Annotated in this window: 16 protein-coding genes and 1 tRNA gene; 13 read left to right on the top strand and 4 right to left on the bottom strand. The window is 22.7% G+C overall.

Translation table 11 applies throughout. The annotated features are described in order from the left end of the window. Positions 1-66 precede the first annotated feature (66 nt). The 3 genes from BLBCPU_RS02655 to tsaB form a co-directional block, all read right to left on the bottom strand. The gene (locus tag BLBCPU_RS02655; RefSeq protein ID WP_014246460.1) at positions 67-765 is read right to left on the bottom strand and encodes a TrkA family potassium uptake protein; all 699 of its coding nucleotides are present in this window, start codon (positions 763-765) and stop codon (positions 67-69) included. A gap of 6 nt (positions 766-771) precedes the next feature. Continuing rightward, positions 772-2,526: a TrkH family potassium uptake protein gene (locus BLBCPU_RS02650; RefSeq protein WP_014246459.1), complete on the bottom strand. Its 1,755-nt coding sequence runs from the start codon at positions 2,524-2,526 to the stop codon at positions 772-774. A gap of 892 nt (positions 2,527-3,418) precedes the next feature. After that, positions 3,419-4,063, bottom strand: a complete 645-nt coding sequence (gene tsaB / locus BLBCPU_RS02645; protein WP_014246458.1) for a tRNA (adenosine(37)-N6)-threonylcarbamoyltransferase complex dimerization subunit type 1 TsaB — start codon at positions 4,061-4,063, stop codon at positions 3,419-3,421. Between the two features lie 43 nt (positions 4,064-4,106). On the opposite strand from tsaB, the gene nadE reads away from it, so the two are divergent. The 13 genes from nadE to mnmA all read left to right on the top strand — a co-directional run bounded on the left by nadE (position 4,107) and on the right by mnmA (position 16,475). Then, positions 4,107-4,907, top strand: a complete 801-nt coding sequence (gene nadE, locus BLBCPU_RS02640; protein WP_014246457.1) for an NAD(+) synthase — start codon at positions 4,107-4,109, stop codon at positions 4,905-4,907. 138 nt (positions 4,908-5,045) lie between these two features. Continuing rightward, positions 5,046-5,687 carry a GTP cyclohydrolase I FolE gene (gene folE, locus BLBCPU_RS02635; protein WP_050798156.1) on the top strand — a complete coding sequence of 214 codons (642 nt, stop codon included), beginning with the start codon at positions 5,046-5,048 and terminating at the stop codon, positions 5,685-5,687. 17 nt (positions 5,688-5,704) lie between these two features. Beyond that, positions 5,705-7,195, top strand: coding sequence for a cysteine--tRNA ligase (gene cysS, locus BLBCPU_RS02630; RefSeq protein WP_014246455.1), 1,491 nt, complete (start codon positions 5,705-5,707; stop codon positions 7,193-7,195). Between the two features lie 110 nt (positions 7,196-7,305). Next, the gene (gene atpB, locus BLBCPU_RS02625) at positions 7,306-8,346 is read left to right on the top strand and encodes a F0F1 ATP synthase subunit A (RefSeq protein WP_014246454.1); all 1,041 of its coding nucleotides are present in this window, start codon (positions 7,306-7,308) and stop codon (positions 8,344-8,346) included. A 9-nt stretch (positions 8,347-8,355) separates the two neighbouring features. Next, positions 8,356-8,583: an ATP synthase F0 subunit C gene (atpE, locus tag BLBCPU_RS02620; protein WP_014246453.1), complete on the top strand. Its 228-nt coding sequence runs from the start codon at positions 8,356-8,358 to the stop codon at positions 8,581-8,583. A 9-nt stretch (positions 8,584-8,592) separates the two neighbouring features. After that, positions 8,593-9,090, top strand: a complete 498-nt coding sequence (gene atpF / locus BLBCPU_RS02615; RefSeq protein ID WP_014246452.1) for a F0F1 ATP synthase subunit B — start codon at positions 8,593-8,595, stop codon at positions 9,088-9,090. Positions 9,091-9,103: 13 nt separating this feature from the next. After that, positions 9,104-9,655, top strand: a complete 552-nt coding sequence (gene atpH, locus BLBCPU_RS02610; protein WP_014246451.1) for an ATP synthase F1 subunit delta — start codon at positions 9,104-9,106, stop codon at positions 9,653-9,655. 13 nt (positions 9,656-9,668) lie between these two features. Next, a complete protein-coding gene (gene atpA, locus BLBCPU_RS02605) occupies positions 9,669-11,252 on the top strand; it encodes a F0F1 ATP synthase subunit alpha (protein ID WP_014246450.1) in 1,584 nt (527 codons plus the stop codon). 2 nt (positions 11,253-11,254) lie between these two features. Then, positions 11,255-12,136 (top strand): ATP synthase F1 subunit gamma, encoded by an 882-nt coding sequence (gene atpG / locus BLBCPU_RS02600; protein WP_014246449.1) that lies wholly within the window; start codon positions 11,255-11,257, stop codon positions 12,134-12,136. Positions 12,137-12,232: 96 nt separating this feature from the next. Further along, on the top strand, positions 12,233-13,216 hold the full coding sequence (gene trpS / locus BLBCPU_RS02595; protein WP_014246448.1) for a tryptophan--tRNA ligase: 984 nt from the start codon (positions 12,233-12,235) through the stop codon (positions 13,214-13,216). A 387-nt stretch (positions 13,217-13,603) separates the two neighbouring features. After that, positions 13,604-14,098: a nucleotide exchange factor GrpE gene (locus BLBCPU_RS03085; RefSeq protein WP_371136972.1), complete on the top strand. Its 495-nt coding sequence runs from the start codon at positions 13,604-13,606 to the stop codon at positions 14,096-14,098. A 15-nt stretch (positions 14,099-14,113) separates the two neighbouring features. After that, a complete protein-coding gene (locus BLBCPU_RS02585; RefSeq protein ID WP_041178613.1) occupies positions 14,114-15,235 on the top strand; it encodes a DnaJ C-terminal domain-containing protein in 1,122 nt (373 codons plus the stop codon). Between the two features lie 58 nt (positions 15,236-15,293). Then, on the top strand, positions 15,294-16,475 hold the full coding sequence (mnmA, locus tag BLBCPU_RS02580; RefSeq protein WP_014246445.1) for a tRNA 2-thiouridine(34) synthase MnmA: 1,182 nt from the start codon (positions 15,294-15,296) through the stop codon (positions 16,473-16,475). Between the two features lie 490 nt (positions 16,476-16,965). On the opposite strand, the gene BLBCPU_RS02575 is transcribed toward mnmA, so the two are convergent. Then, positions 16,966-17,054: transfer RNA gene (locus BLBCPU_RS02575), tRNA-OTHER, on the bottom strand. Positions 17,055-17,073: the final 19 nt, after the last annotated feature.

Here is a 17,073-nt window from a genome sequence, read left to right as displayed (position 1 = left end):
TAGTAAAAATAAATTAATCATTTAAAATAGATTTTTTATATTTAAAATGGAATATTTTTAAGTATTTTAATCAGGATTTGTTAATTTATCTTTTAAAAAATTCATTATAGATTTATTAGATCCAAAAATTGTCAATATATCTCCTTTTTGTAAAATAGTATCCCCAGTAACCAATCCTATCACTTTTTTTTTAGATTTTTCATTGAAAGAAATAGAATTTTTAATTTCTCGTATGACAGTAATTAAGGAAACAGAATATTTTTGTGTTAGTTTAAGACTTTTAACTGATTTTCCACTAAAGGAATATGGAGAAAAAACTTCTGCAATAGAATGTTTATTATCTACTCTAAAATAATCTAAAGCATAATTAAAAGATATTTGTTTTGTCAATCGATAAGCGGCATCTTGTTCTGGGTGAATTACATCATTGATTCCCATAGCCTCTAATATAGTATCATGTATTGTTGATAAAGATCTACTGACTATTCTAAGATTTTTATATTTTTTTAATATCGCCGTTGTTACTATTGATGACCCTTCATTTTCTCCAATAGCAACAATTCCTAAATTAGCTTGTTGTATAGGCAATACTTTATAAGCTAATTCATTATTAGCATCCATACAAACTACATTAGCTATACGATCTTTTAATAAGTCAACTTTTTCCATTTTGTGATCTACTCCAAAAACTTCATGTCCGTTATCTGTTAAATTAAGTGCTAAAGATCTTCCAAAATTTCCTAACCCAATAATTATAATTTTCATATTTTTTTAATTGATTAGAATATTTCCTTGAGGATATTGATAATAATAAGAAGAATTTATTCTATTTCTTTTTAATAATCCTATCATAATATTAAAAACGCCTATTCTTCCTAATAACATCAAAGTAATTAAAACTAACTTACTACCATTGGATAAATTAGGAGTAATTCCTAAAGATAATCCTACTGTTGAAAAAGCCGAAAAAGCTTCAAAAGAAATGGATAAAATATCTTTTTTTGGATCTAAAAAAAGAATAATAAAAATACTTATATATATGATAATGAGAGATAATATTATAATGGCAAAAGCAAGTCTAACAGATTTTGAAGAAATTTCTTTTTTTTGAATTTCTAATCTATCTTTTCCTATAGATAAAGAGATAATATTCATTAATGCTAATGCAAAAGTACTTGTCTTAATTCCTCCACCTGTAGAAGCAGGAGATGCACCAATCCACATCAAAAAAATAGTAAATAAGATAGTTAAGGGTGTCCATTTTTCCATATTTAATACTTGAAATCCAGCTGTTCTAGATGTAGCAGAAGAAAAAAATGAAATAATCCACTTTCCAAAAATAGAAGAATGTTCAGAAAGTGAATAATGATATTCGCTTATATAATAAAAAATAGTTCCAAAAAAAAGTAAAGAAAAAGTTGTAAATAAAACAATTTTTGTATTTAAAGTAAAAATATGTACAGGACATCTAAAATATTCATCTTTAAAAATTTTGTAAAAATATTTTTTTAACGTTAACCATATATATGTAAAAAAATTAAATAAAATATTAAAACCTATTCCTCCCAATATTAATAAACATGCAATAATAAATTGGAATAAATAATTAAATCTTACAGATTCTGAATAAAAACCTCTATTAAGAGTAGAAAAACCTCCATTACAAAAAGCAGATATAGAATGAAAAATAGAAAAAAATAAAGGACTATCATATTCTATAATACTCCTTTCGTTCTTAATAGACAAATAGATTAATAAAGTTCCTACTATTTCTACTATTAAAGTAAGTAAAACTACTTTTACAGCTAAAAAAAGAACGTTATTTGTAGTCTTTGTATTCAAAAAATTGCTTATATAGACACCCTCTCTAAAAGAAAAACCATCCCTAAAAAAATAACTAAAAAAAGAAGTTACGGTTAAAATCCCCAATCCTCCAAGTTCTATCAAAGTTAGAATAATAATTTTTCCTAAATAAGTAAAATCTTTAGAAGTATCTAATACCCCTAATCCAGTAACACATACAGCACTAGTAGAAGTAAATAATGCATCTATAAATGATATTTTTTTAACGGTTGATGATGGTAACATTAGAAATAATGATCCTAAAAAAGATAAAAACACAAAACTAGTAATAAAAATAAAAATAGGATTATTAATTTTTACGTATATTTTTCGCATAAAATAGGTAATGCGAATTAATATATATATAGTTAAACTCGTTAATAAAACCCCTCTTACATCTGTAATTGTTTCGTGACTAAAAAAAAAAAATTTTCCCATAGAAAATAGTATAGAGGGAATAAAAACGAAAAAAGATAAGAATATCATAGATTGATATCCTTTATCTAATTTTTTTTCAAAAAGGATAAAAAAATGAAAAAAACTTAATATTAACATCATTACAATAAGTATTACTACATTAATAAAAGTATTTATAGAAGTTTTCCATCCTAAAGAAATAATTATATATAAAAATATAATTGGAGTTAAAAACGGTAATAATTTTCGGAAATTAATTTGGATCATAATTTATTATGAAATATTTTTTCCCTTGATTTTTTTCAATAAAATTTCCATCTAACCTTATTCTAATATTTTCTTACGAACATTCTATTACGATAAAATTATTATGATATCCTATTTTTGTTTTTGTATTTGATTCATACTATTTATATTGAACAATATTCCTGTAAAATAAGTAATTTTATTTTTAATAAATAATTACATGATCCCCTATTATGATTTACATATATATATATTATAAAATACTCAAAATTAATATTTTACATTTTTTTAAATAATATAATTTCGTTAATTTATCATTCAATTTAATATTTGAAAATTTAATTTCTATAAATTATGTAATATACCTCAACGTTCCAATCCTATTTTTTTAAAATAGCTTTTTTTACAATAATTTTAACGGAGTTTTTTTAATTTTGTATTTATATTTATAATTTACAAAATTATGATGTGGATAAAAATTTTTATAAAAAATCTCTTTTAAGACTTACAGTATCTGTAATAGCATGTATATTTGAATCTTAAAAAAAAAAATTATTGAATTTTTTTGTAATATACTACTATTTATTTTAATAAATAAGAAAAACTAATCTATTTTAAATAAACTGAAAGAACTAAATCAATTACTCTTGAAAGCATAACCTGAATAATTTTTTTTAGTAAAAATACCTGATTTTTTTAATTTATGAATAGGAATATTTTGAATTAAATATCCTTCATATTTTATAAAAAAATAAACGATAATAATAACCTTTTTTTGAATAAAAATTTTGATTTTTCTAGCTTAATAAACTTATATTGGACTATGTTTTGTTCCAATTTTAATAATCCTATTCAAAAAAATATATATTTTTACTTAATAATATATAAATAGAAAAAAAATAGATTTTATTTATTATAAATAAAATGGAATAAAATTTTCAATTTTATTGAACTTTTTATTACAAAATTTTACATAAGAAAGAAAAGACATATCTATGGCAGAGGGATAAATATGAGAAAAAAAATGAAAATAATCTGTCAATAAACTTTTTTCTTTTTCTTGAAAATTTACATTACCAAAAAAATATACTTTTTGATTTTTTGTGATAAATCTGAAATATTGATCATTGATATTTTTTATAGAGATAGGTGCTATCCGATTTTTAGATTTATTAAATAAGGAAGTATAAAAAAAATCGGATTTTGCATGTATCATAGGTAATAAAAATCCATCTTTAATATCTATTTTTTGACTCATAATTGTTAATGAATCTAATGATAATAAAGGAATCCCTAATGAAAAACACAAACCTTTAGCGGCAGATATTCCTATTCTTAGTGAAGTATAAGAACCAGGACCTTTACTAACACAAATTGATTTTAAATCATTTATATCAATTTTAGAAATTTTTATAGCATATTGTATAAATGTATGTAATTTTTCTGAATGAAGATATTTTTCCGAACATTCTTCTATAGATGTAATACATATTCCATTTTTGGAAATACTTACCGAACAATTTTTTGTAGAAGTTTCTAAATTAAGAATTAAGGACATTTTTTTAAAATTTTTTTTATGAAAAATATAAAAATCATTTAAAATGATAAATGCAAAAAAAATAATTGAATATATTATATATTGGCTTATAAAATATATAAAAAAATCTAAATCCAATGGATTTATTATTGGTATATCCGGGGGGATAGATTCATCTGTAACATCCATTTTAGTTGCTATGACTAAGTATCCAACTTTAATATTAGAAATGCCAATACTAGATAAAAATAAAAATTTATTATCTCAAAAACATGCAAATTTTTTAAAATCTAAATTTTTAAATGTCCATCATATAAAAAAAGATTTATCTTCTTTATATTTATCTTTTATTCATACAGTAAACGATCCTTTTAAAAAAAAAAATTTGCTTGCTTTAGCAAATATAAAATCTCGTATTCGTATGATAACTTTATACTATTATGCTAATATAAATAATTATTTAGTAGTTGGAACTGGAAATAAAATAGAAGATTTCGGAGTTGGATTTTTTACAAAATATGGAGATGGTGGAGTGGATCTCCATCCTATAGCAGATTTAACAAAAAGTGAAATACGTTTTTTAGCTAAAAAATTAAAAATTATTAATTGTATACAAAAAGCAAAACCTACGGATGGATTATGGGAAGATCAAAGATCTGATGAAGATCAACTAAAAGCCACTTATGAAGAATTGGAATGGGCAATGAAAATTACAGAAGAAAAAAAAAATTTTTTCAATTATGATATTTTTAAGGAAAGTGAAAAAAATATCCTTAAAAAATATCAAACTTTACATCAAAAAAACATGCATAAAGTAATTCCTATTCCTATTTGTAGGATACCTTTTAATTTTAAAAAAAATTGAATAAATATGAAAAATATAAAAATTAGAATAATTATTTTTTAAAAAAAAAGACATATTCCTTTTTGTACCTTTGTTTATCATGGATTAATTAAGTTAATTAATGATGGAAGAGAAACATCAAAAATTTTTTAAAAAAAAATAAAGAAAACTATTTCTTCTTTATTAGAAGATCATGAAACCCCATTACGTAATGATGCCTTTTTTATTAGTGACGAAGAAAAAATTTCTAAAATAGAAAAATATTTTTTCCATATTATGGAAATATTAGGATTGAATATGAATGATGATAGTTTACGTAGTACCCCTAAAAGAGTAGCAAAAATGTTTATAACAGAAATATTTAGTGGTCTTAATCCCAAGACTTTTCCTAAAGTATCTACATTTGAAAATAAATACAGGTATAACCAAATGTTAATAGAAAAAAATATTACAATATATTCTATATGCGAGCATCATTTTTTACCTATTGTTGGAAAAGCTCACGTTGGTTATATTTCTAATGGGAAAGTGATAGGTCTTTCTAAAATTAATAGAATAGTGAATTATTATTCAAAAAGACCACAAGTTCAAGAACGTTTAACTATACAAATCGTAAAATCTTTACAAAAAATCTTAAATACAAAAAATGTTGCTTGTATTATAGAAGCAAAACATTTATGCGTAAATTCTCGTGGAATTCAAGATATCAATACCAAAACTATTACTACTAAATTATTAGGAATATTTAAAAAAAACCCGGAAATTCGAAAAGAATTTTTCCATTACATTGGAATTCCATAGAAGGAATATAAAAATATATGAAAATAGAAGAAAAAAAAAATATACGAAATCATATACGAATATATAATTCTTTAACTAGAAAAAAAGAATTATTTCAACCTATTCATAAAGAATATGTGGGAATTTATGTTTGTGGTCCTACAGTTTATAATCATCTACATTTAGGAAATTGTCGGACTTTTATTGTATTTGATTTAATTTTTCGTTATTTAAAACATTTAGGCTATAAAGTTCGTTATGTAAGAAATATCACGGATGTAGGACATTTAGAAGATGTAGGACATTTAGAAAAGGAAAAATATAACGGAGAGGATAAAATTTTAAAAAAATCTCGTATAGAAGGCCTTGAACCTATGGAAATTGTCCAAAAATATACTATTTCTTTTCATTCTACCTTAAATCTTTTCAATACTTTACCTCCAAGTATTGAACCTACTGCAACTGGTCATATTATAGAACAAATTGATATAATTCAAAAATTGATTCAAAAAAAATTAGCGTATGAAAAAAATGGATCTATTTATTTTGATATGAAAAAGTATAGAAAATCTTATTCTTATGGAATATTAAGTCATAATAGAATAGATAAACTATTTAGTAAACAAAAAAAATTTTTAAAAGAAAAACATTGTTTTCAAGATTTTTCTCTTTGGAAGAAAGCAAAAAAAAATCATATTATGAATTGGAATTCTCCATGGGGTAAAGGATTTCCAGGTTGGCATATAGAATGTACTACTATGAGTACAAAATATTTAGGAGAAATTTTTGATATTCATGGTGGAGGGATTGATCTAAAATTTCCACATCATGAATGTGAATTAGCACAGGCGATAGGTGTTTATAATAATAAACTTGCAAATTATTGGATGCATACAAATATGTTAACATTAAATGATAAAAAAATGAGTAAATCAACTGGCCATTACTTAGAATTAAAAGATTTGATTTCCAAATGTCGTAAAAAAACTTTTCATCCAACCATTATTCGATTTTTTATTTTACAATCTCATTATCGTAGTATTTTAAATTTTTCTAACAAAGGACTTATAGATGCAGAAAAAGGATATTATAGGTTAATGAATGGGATCCAAAAATTAAATTTTTTTTCTTCTAAAAAAAAAAAAACGAATAGTTTTATATTTGATGTTTCTCAATGGATAAGAAACTGTTATGAAGCAATAAATGATGATTTTAATACTCCATTGTTAATTTCTTATTTATTTAAAGTATCTCATATCATTAATTCTGCTTTTATCAATGATAATGATATAGAAACTATTCATTTATTGAAAAAATATATGAATTATTTTATTTTTGATATTCTTGGTATTCAAATTATTGAAAAAAATTTTTTGGAAAAATCTTCTAAAAAATTAAAAATAATTACTGAAAAATTAATAAAAATTAGAACAGAAGAAAGAAAAAAGAAAAATTGGATTCTTTCAGATAAAATTCGAAATGAATTATATGATATAGGAATTTTATTACATGATGATAAAATTTTTTAATTTAATCTATATTTTCATTTTTTAAATTGATTTTAATTCATAATTTAATAGAAAACAAATTTAGTTTTTTTTAATAAAAAAACTAAATTTGTTTTCTATTCGTCTATTGAATGAATGGGGTTAAACAAATTAGTAATATATTATTTATTATTCCTTATTTTTTTGGTTTTATTCATGTGAATATTTTCGCAAAAGAAAAAAAAAATATTGATGTAGCTAAGACAATTATTGAACATATCAGTGATTCCCATGAATGGAATATTATTGGGGATAAAAATTTTTCTTTACCTATATTTTTATGGAATAATGGATTAGAATTTTTTTTTTCTTCTCAATTTTCTCATGGAAAAGTAGTAAAAGGAAAATATGGAAATTATAAAATGTTTAAAGAAAAAATATATAAAACCGATTCTATTGGAAATTTATATATGGATTCAAAAGGTTATCCAAAAAATGATAAACCATTAGATTTTTCTATTACAAAAAATGTAGTATCTATTTTTATTTCCTTTATTTTATTATGTTTCATTTTTATAAAAATGAGGAAAAATTACGAAAATTATCAAATAAAATGGAGTTTAGGAATTTTTTTGGAATTTTTAATACTATTTATTCGTGATGAGATTGTTATCCCAAATATTGGGGAAAAAAAATATAAAATTTATTTTCCTTTTTTATTAACTATATTTTTTTTTATATTGATTAACAATTTAATAGGAATGCTACCAGGATTTCCAAATGTTACCGGAAATATAAGTATTACGTTATTTTTATCTATAATTACTTTTATAATAACCTATATGAGGGCTAATAAAAGTTATTGGAAACATATTTTATGGATGCCCAATGTTCCAATAGGAATAAAATTATTATTAGCTCCAATAGAATTGGTAGGGATTTTAATTCGTCCATTAACTTTATGTATTCGTTTATTTGCTAATATTACTGCTGGACATATTGTCATTTTAAGTTTTATTTGTCTTATTTTTATTTTTAAAAGTTTTTTAATTACTAGTTTTTCCATTATTTTTGGTTTTTTTATCTCCCTGTTAGAAATTATGGTTGCTTTTTTGCAAGCTTTTATTTTTACAACTTTATCTGCTTTGCTCATAGGAACAACCGTAAAGAATTATAAATGTAAAATGAAATAACATTATATTATGGATATAGATTTAACATATTCCGGTTTAGCTGCTTTAGGAGCTGGAATTGCAGTGATAGGAGCTAGTTTAGGAATTGGTAAAATTGGAAGTTCAGCTATGGATTCTATTGCTAGACAACCTGAAGCTTCAGAAAAAATACAAAATGCAATGATTATTGCTTCAGCTCTTATTGAAGGTGCTGCCCTTTTTGGAATAGTAACTGCTTTATTAGCTGTGTTTAAATAGATTTTTATAATGGATTTGATAACTCCTTCTATTGGATTAATTGTTTGGCAAACAATAATATTTGTAATATTGATATTGTTTCTTTCTAAATATGCTTGGAAACCAATAATAAAATTTATTGATCAAAGAGAAGAAAAAATTCGAATTTCTATAGAAAAAGCTAATCAAATTCAAAAAGAATTGGATTTTATAGAAAATAAAAAAAATAAAATTTTAAAAGAAACTCGTATAAAAAGAGATATGATTTTGAAAGAAGCTATTCAAATGAAAGAAAATATTAAATATAAAGCAATAGAAGAAGGTTTTTTAGAGAAAAAAAAAATATTAACAGAAACAAAAAAAATTATACACATAGAAAAAAAAGCTGCTATTCATGATTTGAAAAATCAAATAGGAAATATTTCCATAAAAATTGCTGAAAAAATATTAAAAAAAGAATTGGATCAAAATCAAAAAATGGAAAAACAAGAGAAATTTATAAAAGAATGGCTAAATAAATTAAACTAATAAACATTTTAAAATGTTTTCGAAAATAAGAATAACTAAACATTATGCTATGGTACTTTTTGAAAGTTCTATGAAAACCCATAACATGGATTCTATTTATCAAAAAATAAAAAAAATATCTTTCTTATTATCTAAAAATGTAGAGTTAAATAAGTTTTTTCATTCTTTTTTATTAAATTCAGAAAAAAAAATACAAATTTTAGAGAAAATTTTCTATTCTTTCGATATTTTTATTTTTCATTTTATAAAAATTTTAATTATACGTAATAGAGAATATCTTATAAAAAAAATTTTTTTAGAATATCAAAAAATATATAAAGAAAAAAAAGGATTATTAAAATGTATTATTACTTCTTTTTTTCCTTTAAGTATAGATATTCAAAAAATGATAATACATAAAATTATTTCTTCAGAAAAATTAAAAAATAAAAAATATCACATTATTAATAAAATTGATAAATCTCTTATTGGGGGATTTTTATTTCAAATAGGATATAAAGAATGGGATTTAAGTGTGAAGAATCAATTATTAAGTATTAAAAATATATTCAAAGATTCAATATAAAGTATTTATTTTTATGTACGATTTAAAATATTCTGAAATATCATCCATTCTTAAAAAACAATTATCTGATTTTCAATATGAATCAAAATTATCTGAATATGGAATTGTAGTTCAAATAGGTGATGGAATCGCTCGAGCTTTTGGTCTAAATTCGGCATTTTGTGGAGAATTAGTAGAATTCCATACTGGAATAAAAGGAATTGTATTGAATTTAGAAGAAGACTATGTGAGCATAGTATTGCTTAATCATTCAAAAGATATAAAAGAGGGGGATATGATTAAACGTACAGGGAAAACTTGTTCTATAAAAGTTGGAAAAGGGATGCTAGGACGTGTAATAGATATACTAGGAAATCCTATAGATGGAAAAGGGGAAATAATAGGACCACTATTTGAAATGCCATTAGAAAGAAAAGCACCAGGTGTTATTTATAGAGAACCTGTAAAAGAACCTCTTCAAACCGGAATAAAATTTATAGATAGTATGATACCTATAGGAAGAGGACAAAGAGAATTGATTATTGGAGATAGACAAACTGGAAAAACAACTATTGCTATTGATACTATTATTAATCAAAAAGAATTTTTTGAAACGGATAAACCAGTTTATTGTATTTATGTAGCTATATGCCAAAAAGGATCTACAATAGCTAGAATAGCAAAAATTCTAGAAAAAAAAGGTGCTATGAATTATACTGTTATAATAGCAGCTAAAGCATCAGATCCTGCATCCATACAAGTTTTTGCCCCTTTTTCTGGAACTTCTATTGGAGAATATTTTCGTGATACAGGTCATTCTTCTTTAGTAGTTTATGATGATTTATCCAAACAAGCTGTTTCTTATAGAGAAATATCTTTATTATTGCGACGTTCTCCTGGTAGAGAAGCATATCCAGGAGATGTTTTTTATTTACATTCTCGTTTATTAGAACGTTCTGCTAAAATTATACAAGATCAAAAAATTGCTAAACAAATGAATGATATTCCAGAATCCATTAAAAAATATGTAAAGGGGGGAGGATCTTTAACTGCCCTTCCTATTATTGAAACTCAATCTGGAGATGTATCTTCATATATTCCAACCAATGTTATTTCTATAACAGATGGACAGATTTTTTTAGAAAAAAATCTATTTCATTCTGGAGTCCGTCCAGCTATTAATGAAAGTATTTCCGTTTCCCGAGTAGGAGGATCTGCTCAAATTAAATCTATGAGAAAAATATCTGGAACCCTCAAAATAGATCAAGCTCAATTTCGAGAATTAGAATCTTTTTCTCAGTTTGGATCTGAGTTAGATCCTACAACTATGAATATTATACAAAAAGGAAAAAGAAATATAGAAATATTAAAACAGGCACCTCATAATCCATATAATATTTCCGATCAAATTGCTATTATTTATGCTGGAACTAAAAATTTTTTAAAAAATATTCCTATTGAAAAAATTTCATCTTTTGAAAAAGAATATCTTTTTTATTTAAATGAGAAACACAAAAATTTATTAGATTCTTTAAAAAATGGTTTATTTGATGAAACATCAGCATCTATATTAGAAAATGTAGCACTGGAATTAAGTGAAAAATATCTATCTTCTTAATTATGTCTAATCCAAAAGAAATAAAAAATAGAATTTTATCTATAGCTTCTATTATAAAAACTACAGAAGCTATGAAAATGATTTCTATCGTAAAATTACGAAAATCTAAAGAATCTCTTATTCATTTCAAAAAATATTCAAAATATATAGAACAATTATTTCAAAATATTTTATATTCATTCCATGAAAATACAAAAATTTTAAAAAAAAATAATTATTTTTTTTCATCTAAAAAAAAATTATTTATCGTAATTACTTCTAATCGTGGATTATGTGGGTCATTTAATTCCTTAATTTTTGATAAAATTAATAAAATAATTCAAAAAAAAGATAATTCAGTAAAAAATGAAGATATTTTTTTTTCTATTGGAAAGAAAGGTTTTAATTTTTTTTTTTATCAAAAAAATATACTTTATATGAATATAAAAAAAAAATTTTTAAAATTAATTTTTCTTGATATATATTTTTTTGTAAAAAAAATTATTGAAGATTTTTTATCTCAAAAAATTTCTTCTATTTACTTGATATATAATTATCTAAAAAATACTTTATTTCAAGAAGTAATTGTTGAAAAAATTCTTCCAATTTCTCTTCCTACTTTTAGTAATCAAAAATTATCAGAATATGAATATTCTATTTTAGAACCATCTAATATGGTAATTTTAAATTATATGATTCCAAAACTTATTAGCGTAAAAATATTTAAAAGTTTGTTAGAATCATCTACTTCAGAACATACTTCACGTATGATATCTATGCATAAAGCTACAGAAAATGCTAATGATATTAAAAGAAATCTTATGTTGAATTATAACAAAGAAAGACAAACTAATATTACTAAAGAAATACTTGAAATCATTAGTGGATGGGAAGCTTTAATATAAAAAATAAAAAAGTAAAAATCTATATAAATGAATGAAATTTCATTATAATTATATTTGTTAATAATATTTAATAAAATAAAACAAAACGATTTTTATATGAATAAAAATATGTTAACAGGAATTCAAAGTACGGGAATTCCTCATTTAGGAAATATTTTAGGAGTGATCATTCCATCTATAAATATAGCTAATAATTCTAAATATTCTTCGTACATATTTATAGCAGATTTACATTCACTGATAGAAATGAAAAATCTAGAAACTATCCGTAATAATACCTATCAAATTACGGCAGCATGGTTAGCTTTTGGATTAAATACAGAAAAAAATCTACTTTATAGACAATCTGATGTTTCAGAAGTTACTGAACTAGCTTGGTATTTAAATTGTTTTTTTCCCTATCAAAGACTTACATTAGCTCATTCATTCAAAAAAAAAATGAAAAATAATGAAAAAATTAATGTAGGAGTATTTTCATATCCTATTTTAATGGCAGCTGATATATTACTCTATAATGCCGAAATAATTCCTGTAGGAAAAGATCAATTACAACATATAGAAATAGCACGTTACATAGCTAATCGTTTTAATAAAAAAATAGGAAAAAAAATATTTATATTACCTAAAGCATTTCTTAAAAAAGAAACTATGTTAATTCCTGGTATAGATGGAAAAAAAATGAGTAAATCAAAAAAAAATTGGATTGATATATTTTCTTCAGACGAAATATTAAAAAAACAAATTATGAGTATTCATACAGATAATAAGTCTTTAAATGAAAAAAAAAATCCAGATAAAAATTATATAATGTACTTGTATAAATTATTAGCTCCTATAGATAGAGTAGAAGAAATGAGAAAAAAATATATAATGGGGGGATATGGATATTTAGAGGCTAAAATAGCCTTATATGAATGTATAATAAAAAAATTTTCAGTTGAAAGAAAAAATTTTTTTTCTTTAATAAAAAAGAAATATTTATTAGATCGTATTCTTGATTTAGGGGCTAAAAAAGCTAAAAATATTGCTTTTAAAAGATTGAATAATATTCGGAAAATCTTAAAATTTAATCCTTCATGAAAATTATATTGGATTTTTATAACCTGTCATAATGACATAATTATAAAATATGGCAAAAAATTTGCTTCTAAAGCATAGAATTACTATATAAATATTTTTTATTTTATGAATATAAATCAAAAAAAATTTGAAAAAAAGGAAGAAATTAACGATAATCCATTAAAGGAAGAAATTAACGATAATCCATTAAAGGAAAAAATTAACGATAATCCATTAAAGGAAAAAATTAACGATAATCCATTAAAGGAAGAAATTAACGATAATCCATTAAAGGAAAAAATTAACGATAATCCATTAAAGGAAAAAATTAACGATAATCTATTAAAGGAAAAAATTAACGATAATCTATTAAAGGAAAAAATTAACGATAATCTATTAAAGGAAAAAATTAACGATAATCTATTAAAGGAAAAAATTAACGATAATCTATTAAAGGAAATAGAAATTATAAAAGAAAAATTAGAAAAAGAAAAAGATAAATTTTTACGTATTTTTGCAGAATTTGAAAATTATAAAAAACGTATTAAAAAAGAAAGTTTAGATCTATTTAGAACTGTTCATCAACAAATTATTCTAGATTTAATTCCAATTTTAGATGATTTTGAACGAGGTCTTAAAGAGCTTAAAAAGTCAAAAAATGAACTTATAATTCAAGGAATTTATTTAATACAGGTAAAATTTATCAAAATTTTAAAACAAAAAGGATTGAATAAAATTAAAATCAAAAAAGGAGATGATTTTAATACCGATTTTCATGAAGCAATTACACAAATACCAGTTTTAACAGAAAATTTAAAAGGAAAAGTAATAGAAATTATAGAATCTGGATATATTCTACAGGAAAAAGTTATACGACATGCTAAAGTCATTACCGGAAAATAATAAACTTTTATCTTCATAATGAAAAAAGATTATTACGAAGTATTAAATATTTCTAGAAATGCTACTTCAGAAGAAATTAAAAAAGCTTATCGAAAATTAGCAATTAAATATCATCCAGATAAAAATCCGGATAATAAAAAAAATGCAGAAGAAAAATTTAAAAAAGCTGCGGAAGCTTATGAAATATTAGGAAATCCAGAAAAAAAACAACGTTATGATAAATTTGGACATTCCGGTATAAAAGGTAGTAGCTCTGGTAGATCAGGAATGAATATGGAAGATATTTTTACAAATTTTGGAGATATTTTTGCTGATGCATTTGGTGAAGGATTTTCTAATTTTGGATTTGGAAAATCTACAAAATACCAAACTATTAAGGGAAGTGATCTTAGAATAAGAGTAAAACTTACATTAGAAGAAATAGCTAATGGAATAGAAAAAAAAGTTAAAGTAAAAAGACTTAAAGTAGCTCAAGGAGTAAAATTTAAAAATTGTACTTCTTGTAAGGGAACAGGTCAAATAACACATATAGCTAATACTATTTTAGGAAGAATGCAAACAACGTCTCAATGTAATATCTGTTCTGGAACTGGAAAAAATATTGAAAAAATTCCATATGGAGCAAATAAACATGGATTGATTAGAGAAGAAGAATTAGTTAATATCCAAATACCAGCAGGTCTTACAGAAGGGATTCAATTAAAAGTTTCTGAAAAAGGAAATGAAGCTCCATTTAATGGAATTCCAGGAGATTTAATTGTATTAATTGAAGAAATATCTCATCCTAAATTAAAAAGAGAAGGGAATAATCTTCATTATGATTTATACATATCATTTCCAGATGCTATATTAGGATCTTCAAAAGAAGTTCCTACTATTAATGGAAAGGCTCGTATTAAAATAGATCCTGGAACACAATCAGGAAAAACTCTTAGATTAAAAAATAAGGGGTTACCTAATATTGAAGGATATGGATATGGAAGTCTTTTTATTCATGTAAATGTTTGGACTCCTAAAAAAATTAATGAAGAACAAAGAAATTTTTTCGAAAAAATGAGAAAAAATGAAAATTTTTTTCCTCATCCTGGAAATTCAGAAAAATCTTTTTTTGATCGTGTTAGAGAAATGTTTTCATAAAATAAAATATTTTATATATAATTATTAATTTATTTTTTATCAAAGATTCCTTTTTCTTATGAAAAAAGTAGTAGTAGGTCTTTCAGGAGGTGTAGATTCTAGTGTTGCAGCTTTACTTCTTAAAAAAAAAGGTTATGAAGTAATCGGTTTATTTATGAATAATTGGGATAATTCTAATATCAATACCAATAAATGTTCTTGGGTGGAAGATAGTATTTATGCTATGTTAGTTTCTCAAAAATTGAGAATACCTTTCCAAGTAGTGGAAATGAAAAAAGAATACAAAAAATACATTATAAATTATATGTTTAACGGATATAGATATGGAACAACTCCTAATCCAGATATATTATGTAACCGAGAAATTAAATTTAATATTTTTTTAAAAAAAGCCATAGATTTAGGAGCCGATTTTATTGCTACAGGTCATTATGTTAATAAACAAATAATTATAAAAAATAATAAAATTATCTATCGTCTTTTTATTGGAAAAGATTCTAATAAAGATCAATCATATTTTTTATGTCAATTATCGCAATATCAATTAAAAAAATCTTTATTTCCATTAGGTCCATTTACAAAAAATCAAGTACGAAAAATAGCAGAAAAAAATAAATTGTGTAATGCATATAAAAAAGATTCTCAAGGATTATGTTTTGTTGGAAAAATTAATTTATCCAAATTTCTTCAACAAGAAATACTTCCTAAAAAAGGAGAAATCATTAATATTAATTCAAAATCCTCAATATATAATAAAAAAAAATTTTTTTTGTTCAAAATAGAAGAATTATTTTTTTTATCTAAAAAAAAAAAATATAAAAAATCGGATGGTAAATTGATTGGATATCATCAAGGAGCACCCTTTTTTACAAAAGGTCAACGTAAAGGTATTTCTTTAGGAGGATATAAAAAAGCACTTTTTGTTATTGAAAAAGATATTAAAAAAAATATTATTTATACAGGAATGGGAAGAAATCATCCTGGTCTATATAAAAAATCTTTATTTATTAAAGAAAAAAATATTCATTGGATAAGAGATGATCTTGCACTTTTAGATGGAAATAAAATGGAGGTGTTTTGTAGAATTCGTTATAGACAACCATTGCAAAAAGCATTTTTATACAAAATAAAAAACGGAATGTTTATAGAATTTGAAAGAATGCAATGTGCTATAAATGAAGGACAATTTGCAGCTTGGTATATAGATAATGAATTAATAGGATCTGGAGTCATTTCATGAAATAAAATTTATTATATAATATTTATTAGTAAAGTAAATAAAAATTAATTCATTATAAAATTAAATTTTTTATAAAAAAAATGAAACTATTATAGTTTTATATAGATTTTTTTTTCTAAAAGTATATTTTAAAAAAATTATTGCTTGTTTTTAAGTAAGGAATGAATTTTTTTTTGTGTAAAAAATAATAATTCAGAAAAAAAAGTTATTAAAATAAATTATTATAAATCATAAAATTGAATATAGAAAAATTATTTTTATTCAAAAAATAAGGTAATAGAAAATTTAAGATTTATAAGATATAATATACCTATATAAGTATAATGAATAGATAAAATAGTTTTGATTGAAAATAAATAAATATTTGATATCTATCTAAAATAGATGCATAAAATAATATTATTTAACTTTTATTTTTAAAAAAGTTAGAATAATAAATAAAAAACGTATTATTTTATTTTGAAATTTTTACTATAAATACAATACTTTGTACCCACGACTGGATTCGAACCAGCATATCCATTATTAGAGGATACCACCCCCTCAAAGTGGCGTGTTTACCAATTTCACCACGTGGGTTTTATAATTTTTTTATTTA

It is taken from the genome of Blattabacterium sp. (Cryptocercus punctulatus) str. Cpu, assembly GCF_000236405.1.
Classification (GTDB): Bacteria; Bacteroidota; Bacteroidia; order Flavobacteriales; family Blattabacteriaceae; genus Blattabacterium; species Blattabacterium punctulatus.
Note: the sequence above shows the minus strand (reverse complement) of the source record. Positions and strands in the feature narration are given on the sequence as shown.

Coding starts and splice junctions, on each gene's coding strand:
- BLBCPU_RS02655 (WP_014246460.1), bottom strand. CDS start 765: ATGAAAATTATAATTATTGGGTTAGGAAATTTTGGAAGATCTTTAGCA.
- BLBCPU_RS02650 (WP_014246459.1), bottom strand. CDS start 2,526: ATGATCCAAATTAATTTCCGAAAATTATTACCGTTTTTAACTCCAATT.
- tsaB (WP_014246458.1), bottom strand. CDS start 4,063: ATGTCCTTAATTCTTAATTTAGAAACTTCTACAAAAAATTGTTCGGTA.
- nadE (WP_014246457.1), top strand. CDS start 4,107: ATGATAAATGCAAAAAAAATAATTGAATATATTATATATTGGCTTATA.
- cysS (WP_014246455.1), top strand. CDS start 5,705: ATGAAAATAGAAGAAAAAAAAAATATACGAAATCATATACGAATATAT.
- atpB (WP_014246454.1), top strand. CDS start 7,306: ATGAATGGGGTTAAACAAATTAGTAATATATTATTTATTATTCCTTAT.
- atpE (WP_014246453.1), top strand. CDS start 8,356: ATGGATATAGATTTAACATATTCCGGTTTAGCTGCTTTAGGAGCTGGA.
- atpF (WP_014246452.1), top strand. CDS start 8,593: ATGGATTTGATAACTCCTTCTATTGGATTAATTGTTTGGCAAACAATA.
- atpH (WP_014246451.1), top strand. CDS start 9,104: ATGTTTTCGAAAATAAGAATAACTAAACATTATGCTATGGTACTTTTT.
- atpA (WP_014246450.1), top strand. CDS start 9,669: ATGTACGATTTAAAATATTCTGAAATATCATCCATTCTTAAAAAACAA.
- atpG (WP_014246449.1), top strand. CDS start 11,255: ATGTCTAATCCAAAAGAAATAAAAAATAGAATTTTATCTATAGCTTCT.
- trpS (WP_014246448.1), top strand. CDS start 12,233: ATGAATAAAAATATGTTAACAGGAATTCAAAGTACGGGAATTCCTCAT.
- mnmA (WP_014246445.1), top strand. CDS start 15,294: ATGAAAAAAGTAGTAGTAGGTCTTTCAGGAGGTGTAGATTCTAGTGTT.